Here is a 14,788-nt window from a genome sequence, read left to right on the forward strand (position 1 = left end):
CCTTGGAACAGTAGCCAAATCTATGCAACCGTCACGCCTGTAACCTACGATAATTATCTCTATCAAAATAAGTGGTGGACCCAGAATGAAAACCCAAGCCAAACAGGGCAGTGGGGCGTATGGGAAAACAAAGGCGTGTGTGATGGAGCGCAAAACCAAGCGCCTACACTGGTCATCTTACAGCCGCAAAACAATGTGAGTGTGAATTTAGGGGGTGTCGTCTTGCTGCAGGCAGATGCATCTGATGTTGACGGTACCGTTGCGAGCGTAAATTGGTTTGCCAATGGTCAGGCGGTAACGAGCCCTTGGACGACTAATGCGATAGGCAGTGTCCAGCTTAAAGCGGTAGCGACCGATGACAAAGGTGCGACGACCGAGAAAAGTGTTGTGCTAACCGTTATCAATCCTACGAGTGAAAACTTACCGCCTATGATTGAAATTTTGTTACCCGTCAATGACAGCGCTGTCAATGTTGGCGACTCAGTAACCATTACCGCGAATGCGAGCGATCCTGATACGGGTGATAGCATTACTAAAGTTGAGTTTTATCTTGATAGTCAATTGATTGCGACTGATAACAGTGCACCCTATTCGGCAACGTGGCAGGCTGCAGGAGTCGGTGTGCATCAATTACAAACCCGTGCCTACGATAGTCACAATGCCAGCGGCTTGTCGGCAATCATCAAACTCAATGTTGCCGCAGCTAATCAAGCGCCGAGCGTGACATTAACCGCGCCGCAGTCCAACTTTCAAACAGATTTAGGCACGGTGTTATCACTCGCAGCAACTGCGACTGACAGTGATGGCTATGTGGCCAGCGTGCGCTTTTATGCTAACGGTGTGCTCGTTGCTGAAGATGCAACCGCGCCATACAGTGCACAATGGACAGCCATTGAAAACGGCGACATTCGTTTCACCGCTGAGGCGATTGATAATCTTGGCCTGACAACATTATCAACGGCGGTTATTGGCCAAGTAGGTCAAGCACCAACCGATAATGAGGCTTGCCGTCCTGAAGGTTTAGTGGGTGATTCAGTATATTGCGATGTGTACGATGAACAGGGCCGCGAAAAAATGGGTAGCGATCACGCCCGCCGCGTTATCGGTTACTTTACTTCGTGGCGCACGGGTAAAAATGGCCAGCCGAGTTATCTCGCAAGTGATATTCCTTGGGATAAAATTACCCACATCAATTATGCATTTGCGCATATTGATTCGAATAACAAGGTCTCTATTGGCGACCCCAATAGTGCGACGAACGCGGCAACAGGATTAGAGTGGCCGGGCGTTACAGGCGCTGAGATGGATCCCGAGTTTAATTACAAAGGCCATTTTAACTTACTCAACAAGTATAAAAAACGCCATCCAAACGTTAAGACTTTAATCTCGATTGGTGGCTGGGCTGAAACGGGCGGTTATTTTGATGATAACGGTAATCGTGTTGCCAGTGGTGGTTTCTATGAGATGACTCAGACGACGCAAAGTATTGAAACCTTTGCCGATTCTGTGGTGGCGTTCTTACGCACTTACAGCTTTGATGGGGCGGATATCGACTATGAGTACGCGACATCAATGGCTAAATCCGGTAATCCTGATGATTTTGCGATGTCAGAGCCAAAGCGTGCGACCTTGTTTAAACAGTACGAACTGCTGATGAAAACCCTGCGTGAAAAACTCGATGCAGCCAGCAAGCAAGATGGTAAGCACTATATGTTAACCGTTGCTGCGCCAGCATCGGGCTATTTGTTACGTGGGATGGAGGCGTATCAGATGACTCGTTATCTCGATTACGTCAATATTATGAGCTATGACTTGCACGGCGCGTGGAATGATTTTGTCGGTCACAATGCGGCGCTGTTTGACACTGGTACAGATGCAGAACTTGCGCATTGGGATGTTTATAGTACGGCGCAATATGGCGGCATTGGTTATCTCAATACCGATTGGGCATACCATTATTTCCGCGGTTCTATGCCAGCAGGGCGGATCAATATCGGTATTCCTTACTATACGCGTGGTTGGCAAAATGTTAGTGGTGGCACTAACGGCCTATGGGGCTTAGCGGCATATCCGGATCAAACGGCTTGCCCTGTGGGTACGGGTGATGGGGCGTCAAACTGTGGTTACGGTGCTCAAGGAATTGATAACCTCTGGCACGATAGTGATGTTCGTGGCGATGAGATGTTCGCAGGCTCTAACCCTATGTGGCATGCTAAAAACTTGGAACTCGGTATCAGCGGCAGTTATTTAAGCCTTTATGGATTAGATCCGCAAACGAATGTTGCCGATCGACTGACGGGCACCTATGAGCGCCATTATGACGCTGTGGCGGAATCTTCATGGTTATGGAACCCGACAAAAAAGGTGTATCTGTCTACTGAAGATGAGCAAGCTATGGCGCGTAAAGTGCAATATGTGGTCGATAACGGCATTGGTGGCGTCATGTTCTGGGAGTTAGCAGGTGACTTTGGCTGGTATCCAGAGCGTAACAATGGTCAGGGTGAGTTCTTTGTCGGTGATATTATGACCAGCATTGCGTACAACGGATTTGCGCAAGCAACCCCGTATGGCAATCGCACCAGCAATCAGGTAATGCCATCACAAACATTGGCCTTAACGGCAAGCTTATCTGGCTATAAAGTGGGCGACAGTAACTATCCTATTACGCCAACCTTAACCATCACCAATAATAGCCAAGTGACTATACCCGGCGGTGCTGAGTTTGAATTTGATATTTCAACTTCAACGTCAGCCGAAATTGCCGATCAATCGGGTATAGGGTTAACTGTAGTAACGGATGGTTCCAATGTGGCAGGAAATAACGTGGGCGGGTTGGAGAATGATTTCCACCATGTTCGCTTTATCTTGCCAACCTGGAAAAGTCTCGCGCCTGGGGCAACGTTTGACGGCACGATTAAGTACTATTTGCCTGTCTCTATGCCATCAAACTTTACTGTAAGTTTTAATGGCACTCGATATGGATTTGGTGCGGCGAGTTCCGTTGTTCCACCTGTGGATTGTGCTGCAAATCCAAGTTTACCTGAATGCCAAGTACCTGTGGTGGATAGTTGTGAAGCGGCGAGTGTCGATACTGCGGGTATTCCTGCTTATCCAAATTTCCCGCAAAAGGACTATCAGGGAAATCCAAGTCATGCAGCAACGGGCGATCGGATGAAAAACAGTAGCGCTGTGTACCAAGCTAAGTGGTGGACCAACGCGGCACCAGGAGCTTCTGCAGATTGGGCGTTTGTGTGTAATCTATAACATTGTTTATGCACTATAAAAGTGTGCAAAGCCGTCAGTCGTAGTGTGTTGCTGTCGGCTATAAATACAATGGGTATTAAACCGCTGTTAATAAAAAAACCGATCAAAGATCGGTTTTTTTATTGGAAAATGTATATCGCTTCGGACATATTTTTCAAGCGTTAGGCTTATTTTGCTAACAATGCTTTTCGCTCGCGGGAAGCAGCTGCTAGTTTACGTAGCAGGACTTCTGAGTCATCCCAATGTAAGCAGGCATCGGTGATGCTTTGGCCATAACAGAGTGGTTGGTCTGCAACGACTTTCTGGTTGCCTTCCTGTAAGAAGCTTTCAGCCATAATACCGGCGATGGCAGTGCTGCCTGCCCGCATTTGCGCCATGATTTCATCGGCGACGTTAAGCTGCTTAAGGTGGTTTTTCTCACTGTTACCGTGGCTGAAATCAACCACCATACGTTGAGTGACCCCAACAGAGGCAAGTTGTTGACGTGCTTTTTCGATATCTTCGGCGTGGTAATTAGGCGTTTTGCCGCCGCGCAGAATGATATGACCAAACGGATTACCGTGGGTGCGATAAACCGCCATCGCGCCATCTTTATCCGGTGAATAGAAAATATGCGGAACTTGTGCGGCGCGCACTGCATCGACTGCGATGTTGATATTGCCATCGGTACCGTTTTTAAAACCAACAGGGCAAGACAGTGCCGAGGCCATTTCACGGTGAACTTGGCTTTCTGTGGTGCGTGCGCCAATTGCGCCCCAAGTAATGAGATCGGCTATGTACTGACCGTTCACCATATCTAAAAATTCGGTGGCAATAGGTAATTTTAATTCAGTGATTTGTTGCAGTAGCTCGCGAGCAATACGTAAGCCTTTGTTTGGCTCGAAACTGCCATCAAGATCGGGATCAGAAATTAATCCTTTCCAGCCGACAATCGTGCGAGGTTTCTCAAAATAGACCCGCATTAAGATGCACAAATCATCTTTCAATTCTTGATGTAATGCGGCTAAGCGCTGCGCATAATCTAATGCCGCTTTGGTATCGTGTATTGAGCATGGGCCTATGATCACCAAAAGACGTTGATCTTCACCCATAATAATGGCTTCGACTTCACGACGTTGCTGAACCAGATAATCGGCCGCATCTTGAGTTAATGGGAACTCAGATGCCAGTTGCGCAGGTGAGATGACTTTTGCTAATAAGGAAGTGCGTAGTTCGTCTGTTTTTATGGTCATTCAAAATACCGAGCTTGCGTGCGGCGCTTTTCGCCAGATTGCCTCGGATTATAACGAATCGAACCGAGTTGCACAGCGCCAATTGTGTTAATTGTCGGCAACTGTGCAATGAATTTGATTTAAGTTAGATTCAATTAAGCTAAATTCACTCGGTTTATCTTGCTGCTTTTTGCTCTACAAGCTTAGAACATGTGCCGTTCTAGGCCCGTGACATCCAAGATTTTGGTGGCAATTTCTTCCACTGAATGATTCGTTGTATCTATATAAGGAATGCGTTCACGTTTAAATAGCATTTCCACTTCTTTGACTTCTAAGCGGCACTGCTTGAGTGACGAGTAGCGGCTGTTTTCCATTCTGCTTTGGCGGATCTCATGTAAACGCACAGGATCAATCGTCAAGCCAAACAGTTTTTTCTTATTGCGTTTCAGCGCGTCGGGTAACTTAAGGTTATCCATATCATCTTCGGTGAAAGGGTAGTTCGCGGCTTTGATGCCAAACTGCATCGACAAATACAGGCTTGATGGCGTTTTGCCACAGCGAGACACCCCAAGTAAAACCAGATCGGCTTGATCCATGTGTTTCATGGTCTGACCGTCATCATTATCCATGGCGAAATTAATCGCATCGATACGCGCTTCATAGCCGTGATTTGCTTTCCCATGGGTGCGATGCAACACTGGCGAAGCTGAAACCCCTAAATGTTGTTCGAGTGGGGCCACAAAAGTATTCAAAAAATCATAATCTAAGCCTTCACTTGAGTAGATGATGTCGCGGATCTCCGCTTTTACGATCGAATGGAATACTAACGGCCGCTCACCTGTTGTAATAAAACAATCATTAATTTGTCGCTTAACTTGCTCCGCTTTCGTCAAAGTTTCGACGAATGGAATTGTAAGTGACTCAAATTCTAATGGAAATTGCGAGAGAACCGCATGACCAAAAACTTCAGCTGTGATCGCTGTCCCGTCGGAGATATAGAATACTTTTGGTGCCATACTGACCTCTTGTAGTAATAAAATTACAAATAAAATTATAGATTTACGCGTGTTCGACAGGAGTGTAAAATGCCGCTGCCCTCGTGTGAAGGGGCCACTGAAATAAACTTGCGGAGATAGAACTGTGCAGCAATACGTACTCTGGTATCAAGAATTAGGCATGGGTGACGTCAACTTAGTTGGCGGTAAAAATGCTTCTCTAGGCGAGATGATCAGCAATCTGGCCAATGCCGGTGTTCAAGTACCTGGCGGATTTGCGACAACTTCCCATGCGTTCAACGAGTTCCTTGAACAAAGCGGAGTTAACCAGAAGATTTATGACATTCTAGCCACACTGGATGTAGATGATGTCAATGCGCTGGCTAAAGTAGGTGCACAGATCAGGCAGTGGGTTATCGACACCCCATTTCAACCAGCATTAGAGCAAGCCATTCGTGAAGCTTACGATAAACTTGCCGCTGAAACTAGCGAAGCGTCATTCGCGGTACGTTCTTCTGCAACAGCAGAAGATATGCCAGATGCGTCTTTTGCGGGTCAGCAAGAAACTTTCTTAAACGTTAAAGGATTTGAATCTGTACTGACGGCTATCAAGCACGTTTACGCTTCACTCTTTAACGACCGCGCGATTTCTTACCGTGTTCACCAAGGTTACGAACACCACGGTGTTGCCTTGTCTGCTGGCGTGCAACGCATGGTTCGTTCAGACAAAGCGGCTTCAGGTGTGATGTTCACTATGGACACTGAATCTGGCAATAACGATGTCGTGTTTATCACTTCATCTTTTGGTCTGGGTGAAATGGTTGTTCAAGGCGCGGTAAACCCTGATGAATTTTATGTTCATAAACCTATTTTAGCCTTAGGTCACAAGGCTGTTGTGCGCCGTAATATCGGTAGCAAGCTCATCCAAATGGTGTATTCAGATGATGCTGCTCACGGCAAACAAGTCAAAATTGAAGATGTTGCAAGCGAGCAACGCCGTCAATTCTCAATCAATGACGCTGAAGTTGAAGAGTTGGCAAAACAAGCTGTGATTATCGAGCAACACTATGGTCGTCCAATGGACATCGAGTGGGCAAAAGACGGTAACGACGGTAAATTGTATATCGTTCAAGCGCGTCCAGAAACGGTTCGTAGCCGTGAAGATGTGCAATTGATTGAGCGTTATCATTTAAAGAGCCGTGGCGCTGTGATCTGTGAAGGTCGCGCTATCGGTCATAAAGTGGGAACCGGCGTAGCCAAAGTATTAACGTCAATCGCCGATATGGATCAAATCCAACCAGGTGACGTGTTAGTGACTGACATGACAGATCCAGATTGGGAACCTATCATGAAACGCGCGAGCGCCATCGTCACTAACCGTGGCGGTCGTACTTGTCACGCGGCGATTATCGCCCGTGAATTAGGTGTGCCAGCGGTGGTGGGTTGTGGTGATGTGACTGACCGTATCAAGAATGGTCAAATCGTGACGGTTTCTTGCGCTGAAGGTGACACTGGCTTTATCTACGAAGGTAAACAAGAGTTTGAAGTGATTTCAAACCGTGTTGACTCTTTGCCAGAACTGCCAATGAAAATCATGATGAACGTGGGTAACCCTGATCGTGCATTTGATTTCGCCCGTTTACCGAATGAAGGTGTGGGTCTAGCGCGTTTAGAATTCATCATCAACCGTATGATTGGTATTCATCCAAAGGCACTGCTTGAGTTCAATCAACAGGATGCCGCGCTGCAAACTGAAATCAACGAGATGATCGCAGGTTATGAATCACCTGTTGAGTTCTACATTGCCCGTCTGGTTGAAGGTATTGCGACTATCGGTTCTGCTTTCTATCCGAAGAAAGTGATCGTACGTATGTCAGACTTTAAGTCTAACGAATACGCAAACTTGGTTGGCGGTGACCGTTACGAACCAGAAGAAGAGAACCCAATGCTGGGCTTCCGCGGTGCAAGCCGTTATATCTCTGAATCGTTCCGTGACTGTTTTGCCTTAGAGTGTGAAGCGATCAAACGTGTTCGTAACGACATGGGCCTGAAAAACGTTGAAGTCATGATCCCATTCGTACGTACAGTGAAAGAAGCTGAACAAGTGATTGGTCTGCTGAAAGAGCAAGGTTTAGAGCGCGGTAAAGACGGTTTACGCGTCATCATGATGTGTGAAGTGCCTTCAAACGCTCTGTTAGCGGATCAATTCCTTGAGCATTTCGATGGTTTCTCAATCGGTTCAAACGATTTAACTCAGCTGACACTCGGTCTTGACCGTGACTCAGGTATCATCAGCCACTTATTTGATGAGCGTGATGAAGCCGTTAAAATGCTACTTTCTTTAGCCATTAAAGCGGCTAAAACTAAGGGTGCTTACATAGGTATTTGTGGTCAAGGTCCTTCAGATCACGCCGATTTTGCGGCTTGGTTGGTCGAGCAGGGCATAGATACTGTATCGTTAAATCCAGACACTGTGATTGATACTTGGTTGTATTTAGCCGAAGCTCACGGTTGATCTAGATTGTAATTTTATAAACTTGTTAAAAAAGCCGCTTTTTAGCGGCTTTTTTTTGTTTATAATGGCGCCATAACGATAATTGACAGAAGCTATCTATGCTACCCCTGCTATCACATCAACAAACATTAGAGCCAGTGTATTTGGCATACCTTGATGCACTGGAGCAAAGTGAGTATTCCGGTGATATAGACAAACGTTACAGCGCACGTTTAGTGCAAGCAACGGACAACTCTGTATATCAATTCTTACCTCAAGCTGTGTTATATCCTAAAAATCAGCAGGATATCCAAATTGCATTGACACTGGCTGCTACGGACGCATTTCGCAGCGTGACCTTCAGTGCACGTGGCGGCGGTACCGGTACCAACGGACAATCCCTGACCCATGGTTTGATTTTGGATGTGTCGCGTTACATGAACCGCGTGCTCGAAGTGAATGCTGAGCAAGGTTGGGTACGAGTTGAAGCTGGCGTCGTTAAAGATGCACTTAACGATGCATTGCGCCCCCATGGATTCTTTTTTAGTCCCGATTTATCCACCTCAAACCGCGCCACGATTGGTGGCATGATCAATACTGATGCATCGGGTGCGGGCTCACTGGTTTACGGTAAGACGTCAGATCACGTACTGGCGCTGCGCAGCGTGTTGATTGATGGCAGCGTGTTGGATACGCATCCCCTAGACGCGGGACTCCTGTGCAACCCCGATAACGTCAGTGATAATCCGCTGGGGCAGAAACTGATTTCTGCTGTGGCGGCGGTATGCCGCGAAAAGCGCACACAGATTGAAAACCAATTTCCTAAGCTCAACCGTTTCCTCACAGGCTATGACTTAAAACACGTGTGGAACAACAACCTGACACAATTCGATTTATCACGGATTCTGACAGGCTCTGAGGGCACGCTTGCGGTGATAACCGAAGCTAAACTCAATCTCACCCCGCTGCCGACCGAGCGCGCGATGGTGAACATTAAGTACGATTCGTTCCAATCGGCTTTGCGCCACGCGCCATCCTTAGTCGCCGCGCGGGCGACTGTGGTCGAAACCGTCGATTCAAAAGTGCTGAATTTAGCCCGCGAAGATATAGTCTGGCACTCGGTATCAGATCTGATTCAAGAAGTGCCGGGTAAAGTCATCGACGGCCTCAATATGGTCGAATTTGCTGGTGACACAGTAGAGGTTGAGCAAAAGCTTGCGAGTCTTGAAGCTGTCTTGACTGAGCAGATCAGCAAAGGCGAGTGCGGCGTATTGGGTTACCAAGTGACGCAAGACAAGCCAAGCATCGAAAAAATCTACGGCATGCGCAAAAAAGCCGTTGGCTTATTGGGCGCCACTAAAGGACGTCGTAAACCTATCGCTTTTGCGGAAGATACTGCGGTGCCGCCCGAAAAACTCGCCGATTATATTATGGAGTTTCGCGCAGTACTCGATGGTCATAATCTGCAATACGGTATGTTTGGTCATGTGGATGCGGGCGTGTTGCATGTTCGGCCAGCACTTGATATGTGCGATGTTGAAGATGAAAAACTATTGCGGGTGATTTCTGATCAAGTCGCAGCACTGACGCTTAAATACGGCGGCCTGATGTGGGGCGAGCACGGTAAAGGTGTGCGCGGTGAATACGGTCCATCTGTCTTTGGTAATGAACTATACGGCGTTCTACAAGATATCAAAGGCTTGTTCGATCCCGACAACCGACTCAACCCTGGTAAGCTGGTGGCACCTAAACATACTGGCGCCCTCTATTACGATATCGACAGTGCTAAGCGCGGTAAGTTTGACCGACAAATCCCCATCGAAGTACGTGATGCATTCCCCGATGTGATGAACTGTAACGGCAACGGCCTGTGTTTTAACTACAGCAGCTTTTCGCCCATGTGTCCGTCGTTTAAGGTGACGGGTGACAGAGTACAATCGCCCAAGGGGCGCGCAGGGCTCATGAGAGAGTGGCTCAGGCTGCTGGAGGCTGAAGGGGTTGATGTCAACGCACTGGCAAAAGCAAAGCCCTTAGGTTTGCTGCAGCGCGTTCAAAATACCCTGAACGCCCAGCGCGATTATGATTATTCCCACGAAGTGATGGAATCGCTCAAGGGCTGTTTGGCCTGTAAAGCCTGCTCTGGGCAATGTCCGGTCAAAGTGGATGTGCCTAAGTTTAGGGCGCAGTTCTTTAATATTTACTATCAACGCTATTTAAGACCGGCGAAGGACTATCTTGTTGCAGGTATCGAAGATAGCTTGCCATTAATGGCCGCTGCACCGCGTCTTACTAACTTTGCCGCGCAAAATCCATTGAGCCAATGGGTGATTAAAAAGGCGATTGGTTACGTGGACGCGCCTGCGTTATCTGTGCCGACCTTGAAGCAAAGACTCGATGGTCATGCAAGCCGTGGTTACGACTTAGCTGCACTGCAGGCAATTCCAGAAGAGGCGCGCTCACAGTTTGTGCTGGTGGTGCAAGATCCCTTTAACAGTTTCTATGACTCAGGTCTTGTGCTGCGCTTTATCCAGTTGATTGAAAAGCTTGGTTTAAAACCCGTGTTGTTGCCCTATAAACCCAATGGTAAGCCAACGCATATCAAGGGATTTTTAGATAAGTTCGCGAAAACGGCGCAGTCGAGTGCGGACTTTTTGAACCAAGTCCATAAACTGGGCATGCCTATGGTCGGTATCGATCCTGCCTTAGTCTTGTGTTATCGCGACGAATACCGTGAAGTCTTAGGGGCTAATCGCGGTCATTTTGAGGTCAAGTTAGCCAACGAATGGCTACTTAATGTCATCAAGGACCTACCCGCGAAAGCTGCGCAAGGTAAGCAATATACCTGGTTTAGTCATTGCACTGAATCGACGGCCAAGCCAAATACCGCCAATGAATGGACTAAAATCTTTGCTCATTTTGGTGCTAAGTTAACCGCAGTCAATTTAGGTTGTTGTGGTATGGCCGGAACCTACGGCCATGAGGCGGAAAACCTCGAGCGTTCTAAGGCCTTGTTTGAGATGTCTTGGCAGCAAACTCTCGCTAAGATTGAACAGCCGCAAGTGTTAGTGTCGGGCTATTCTTGCCGTACTCAAGTGAAACGTTTTGCCGGTTACAAGCCAAAACATCCACTTGAGGCCTTGCTTGAGTTAGCACATATCTAGTGGTGTTTATCGCTTAGCTTCGCCAGTGAGCTTGTCATTATCCTCACTGGCATATCCCAGTGTTGAATGTCACACTAAAGCCAGCCGCAAGGCTGGTTTTTTTATGGACGACGGAGGCCTAGATGGAAAAGATGACTGACAGTATTCAACACACACTCAAACAATTCGCCGCCGATAGCGCATTAACGACAACAACGCCATTGTGCAGTGAAGTCCCATTGTTTGACATTAACGCCTTGGGTGATTGGACATATCTAGGAACATCGCTGCCAGCAAAGTTTGCTAAGTTGTTCGCCAGTATTTTGCATTGTATCGATGATGAGTATTTCTTAATTACCCCAGTGGAGAAGGTAAGAGTGCAGGTTGAAGATGCGCCTCTGCTGATTGTCGATTTTGAGCGAGCGCAACCTCATTCTCTGCTCAATGTGAGCACCAGTATTGACACTCTGCACCACAATGTGGATATAAAGCAGATGAAGCTCACCGATGACAGTGTTTATTTGCCGCTTGAGCGTGGGTTATGGGGGAAATTAGGTCGTGCTTGTTACTATAATTTTGTGAATGAATTCAATTTATCTGATCTAAATGAGCAGTGAGTTCGTAGGTTAATAGCATAATTAGCTGTGGTGTTAGCTAGTTTATTGCGGGTTAAGTGGTAGTATTAAAACTGACTCTGGGTTCTTATCATGGCGCACAGGGTAAGTGAAAACGCGTTAAAACCTTTGTTGTAGGAGGTGCTGTTTGAATCGTCATGAAAGCTTAGGCTATCTTGTTTCCCACTTAAATATCGAGCTGCAAAATGAGCTTGATCTGCATCTTAAGCGATATCAACTCGATATAAAACTGTGGCCTGTGCTGTTTGCTTTGTGGCAAGAGGAGGGCATCAGCCAAACTGAATTGTCTAAGCGTTGCGATGTGGCAAATTACACTATGACGCGTTTACTCGATCAGTTGCAGGTACAAGGTCTTATTACCCGCCATCAAGAAGCCGATAATCGGCGCGCCTTTCAAATCTTTTTGACCGATGAAGCCAAAGCATTAGAGCAAGATCTGATTTGCGAAGCTGAGCGGGTCAACGAAAAGTTCCTGTCTAACCTTAGTGATGAGGAGCAGCAGCAGTTCGTCTTACTATTAAATAAAATCAATCGCTTGGCTTAATGATACGGATTCATTCGGTATGGAGGGATACTGCGGTTTAGCCGTTTTCACTGCTATCTGTATGTGATTGCCTAAATTCATTTTCTCCAGTTTAATCCCATCATTCATCTGTCACTTCGCGGGATTAAACTGGCTCAATCAATTCAAGTAAAGTGCAAAGACGCAGAGTAGGCTGACGGCTGTTACTGAGTGTTGCAAATAACGGCGGCTGGCTAACAAATTTTCTTTGCCTTGTTTTAGGCTGGCCACGAGTGTGTGCTGCTTATAAATTCGGCACATCAACTCATCGGTTTGGGGATCGATAAGCAGTTCGAACTTGCAAGGTGCGCCGTCTTTAAGTTGGATGGTATGTTCGCTCTGAGGCTTAAAATTCAACTTGTGCGACACCATCTGGCCGTTGACAAAGACCCGCTCTAAACCGCTCCAATTACTGGCTTGCAGTTCAACTACATCTTGGTTGAGATCATACTTAAAACGGATCATAGCGCTATCCTGTGCTGGGACCTGAGAGGCTAATTCAAGCAGACAAATATGACGTTTTCCAGCGTGATTTAATGAATATTCTGTGTCGAAATTAAAAGCGCGGCTAAACCATGAGCTTAGCGCTAGATTAAATTTTAGATAACCAAAAAGCGACCAGAGGTCGCTTTTGCGGATGTTACGCGTGCAGAAAAATTACTTTTTTGCGGCTTCGATAATGGCTTTCGCCATTTCATCAGCTACAGCGCCGGTTGTACGGTTCTGTTCGTCGGCTTGGCTGAAGATTTTCAGCAGAGTGTTATAAATTTCTTCTACTTTAGCGGTCGATTTCGCCGCATCGTAATCTTTTTCGAACGACACGTTGATAATGCCGCCTGCGTTGATCACATAGTCTGGCGCGTACAGTATACCCATTTCTTTCAGCTGTTCGCCGTGGCGTACTTCAGCTAATTGGTTGTTGGCACAGCCAGCAACAATTTTGGCTTTCAGCTGCGGTAAGGTCGCATCGTTTAAGGTTGCGCCAAGGGCACAAGGAGAATACACATCCACATCTTGTGAGTAGATTTCTTGTGGCGCGACAACAATAGCACCAAAGTCGGTAGCGACTTTGTCCAACGAGGCTTGATGAATGTCGGTAACAATCAGTTCAGCACCTTCGTTATGCAAGTGTTTGCACAGATAATAGCCAACGTGACCTACACCTTGAACGGCGATTTTAAGGCCTTTTAGGCTGTCTAAACCGAGTCTATGTTTAACCGCAGCCTTGATGCCTAAATAAGTGCCAAGGGCGGTGAACGGTGATGGATCGCCACTCTTGCCTTCAAGACCTGCCATATAAGGGGTTTCTTCATGGGCAATCATGATATCTGCCGTGGTAGTACCCACGTCTTCAGCGGAGTAATAGCGGCCGCCGAGACTATTGATGAAGCGGCCAAAAGCGCGGAATAGAGCTTCGCGGTCTTGTCTTTTTGGATCGGCGATGATCACTGATTTGCCGCCGCCCATGGTTAAACCAGCAAGGGCGTTTTTGTAAGTCATGCCACGAGAGAGGCGTAATACGTCAGTCAGGGCTTCATCATCCGATTGGTAATTCCACATCCGGCAACCACCCACAGCAGGGCCAAGGTTGGTGTTATGGATGGCGACAATGGCCTTTAAGCCACTTTCTTTATCATGACAGAATACGACCTGTTCATGTTCGTCAAAGGATACATGATTAAATACAGCCACGTGAATTTCTCCGCTATACACAATGAAAAAGCCGACGAGATGAGCCTCTATCGACTGCTTGTTATATTTATTGCAGAACCATAGCATTTAGCGATACTCTCAACCATGCATAATGACCGAATAAATACATTATTTGTGGCAATTTAGCTTTCCACTTTACGTAAACGTAAGCTTTGCGGTTGAAAATGGATTGTACTGAATTTAATGTAACGAATAGAATGAATCGCGCACTGATCCCAAGAATTAGGTTCGCGTTATAACAATAAGATAGGACGGAAGTATGACTGAACAAGCTGTCGACCAAACTCAACAGAATTTATCAGCTGAAGAAATAGAAAAGCTGCGTCAAGAGTGGGTCAGAACTCAATTTCAAAAAGCGAATCGTTTTCTCGCTGAAAAAGGCGTGATCCCAACTAAAGTCTTGGCCGATGAAAGTCGTTATCTTGCGCCTTACATGGCAATTTGGAAAATGGAATCCAAGCGTCCCAGCAACAAAACCTATTGGGTAATGTCGGGCGATTTACCCTCGGATTTCGTCGATGTGAAAGTGGCGGCAACGGCCCGTGATGCGGTGCGTCATTTCTCTATGATGTGGCAAATGCAGGCGGAAAACTTGGTACGTTCAGGTGCAACCCGTGATGCTACTCAGGCCAAATTTGCGCAATTACTGGTATCGCGCGCCGAGAGTTTATATCGTATGCACAATGACGATAAACTGTGGAATGCCTAAGCTCAAATGAGTTGAGGATTGTATTGAGATAGTATTAAGTTAATACAGTCACTTGTGTTGATTGA

Annotated in this window: 10 protein-coding genes; 6 read left to right on the top strand and 4 right to left on the bottom strand. The window is 46.8% G+C overall.

Annotation, left to right across the window (positions count from 1 at the left end):
• The coding region (locus FW758_RS21235) for a glycosyl hydrolase family 18 protein (protein ID WP_446446435.1) at positions 1 to 3,264 on the top strand (3,264 nt) is incomplete at its 5' end.
• Between the two features lie 167 nt (positions 3,265 to 3,431).
• Here the strand turns inward: FW758_RS21235 and FW758_RS21240 are convergent.
• Together FW758_RS21240 and ppsR are read right to left on the bottom strand one after the other, a co-directional pair.
• Complete coding sequence (locus FW758_RS21240; RefSeq protein WP_006086250.1) at positions 3,432 to 4,496, bottom strand: 3-deoxy-7-phosphoheptulonate synthase; 1,065 nt, start codon at positions 4,494 to 4,496, stop codon at positions 3,432 to 3,434.
• Positions 4,497 to 4,678: 182 nt separating this feature from the next.
• A complete protein-coding gene (gene ppsR, locus FW758_RS21245) occupies positions 4,679 to 5,491 on the bottom strand; it encodes a posphoenolpyruvate synthetase regulatory kinase/phosphorylase PpsR (protein ID WP_006081952.1) in 813 nt (270 codons plus the stop codon).
• 124 nt (positions 5,492 to 5,615) lie between these two features.
• Between ppsR and ppsA the strand changes: the two genes are divergently transcribed.
• The 4 genes from ppsA (at position 5,616) to FW758_RS21265 (ending at position 12,283) form a co-directional block, all read left to right on the top strand.
• Complete coding sequence (gene ppsA, locus FW758_RS21250; protein ID WP_006081951.1) at positions 5,616 to 7,985, top strand: phosphoenolpyruvate synthase; 2,370 nt, start codon at positions 5,616 to 5,618, stop codon at positions 7,983 to 7,985.
• 98 nt (positions 7,986 to 8,083) lie between these two features.
• Positions 8,084 to 11,125 (top strand): D-2-hydroxyglutarate dehydrogenase YdiJ, encoded by a 3,042-nt coding sequence (ydiJ, locus tag FW758_RS21255; RefSeq protein ID WP_446446436.1) that lies wholly within the window; start codon positions 8,084 to 8,086, stop codon positions 11,123 to 11,125.
• Between the two features lie 122 nt (positions 11,126 to 11,247).
• The gene (locus FW758_RS21260; RefSeq protein WP_012587471.1) at positions 11,248 to 11,721 is read left to right on the top strand and encodes a DUF1285 domain-containing protein; all 474 of its coding nucleotides are present in this window, start codon (positions 11,248 to 11,250) and stop codon (positions 11,719 to 11,721) included.
• Positions 11,722 to 11,866: 145 nt separating this feature from the next.
• Positions 11,867 to 12,283 (top strand): MarR family winged helix-turn-helix transcriptional regulator, encoded by a 417-nt coding sequence (locus FW758_RS21265; protein WP_006081948.1) that lies wholly within the window; start codon positions 11,867 to 11,869, stop codon positions 12,281 to 12,283.
• Positions 12,284 to 12,421: 138 nt separating this feature from the next.
• Here FW758_RS21265 and FW758_RS21270 read toward each other — a convergent pair whose 3' ends face one another.
• Positions 12,422 to 12,766, bottom strand: coding sequence for a hypothetical protein (locus FW758_RS21270; protein ID WP_446446437.1), 345 nt, complete (start codon positions 12,764 to 12,766; stop codon positions 12,422 to 12,424).
• A 192-nt stretch (positions 12,767 to 12,958) separates the two neighbouring features.
• The gene (locus FW758_RS21275) at positions 12,959 to 13,993 is read right to left on the bottom strand and encodes a Glu/Leu/Phe/Val dehydrogenase dimerization domain-containing protein (RefSeq protein WP_446446438.1); all 1,035 of its coding nucleotides are present in this window, start codon (positions 13,991 to 13,993) and stop codon (positions 12,959 to 12,961) included.
• Between the two features lie 280 nt (positions 13,994 to 14,273).
• Here FW758_RS21275 and FW758_RS21280 point away from each other — a divergent pair, with 280 nt between their 5' ends.
• Positions 14,274 to 14,723, top strand: a complete 450-nt coding sequence (locus tag FW758_RS21280) for a DUF4826 family protein (RefSeq protein WP_106650731.1) — start codon at positions 14,274 to 14,276, stop codon at positions 14,721 to 14,723.
• Positions 14,724 to 14,788 lie beyond the last annotated feature (65 nt).

The organism is Shewanella sp. 1180_01 (genome assembly GCF_052850535.1).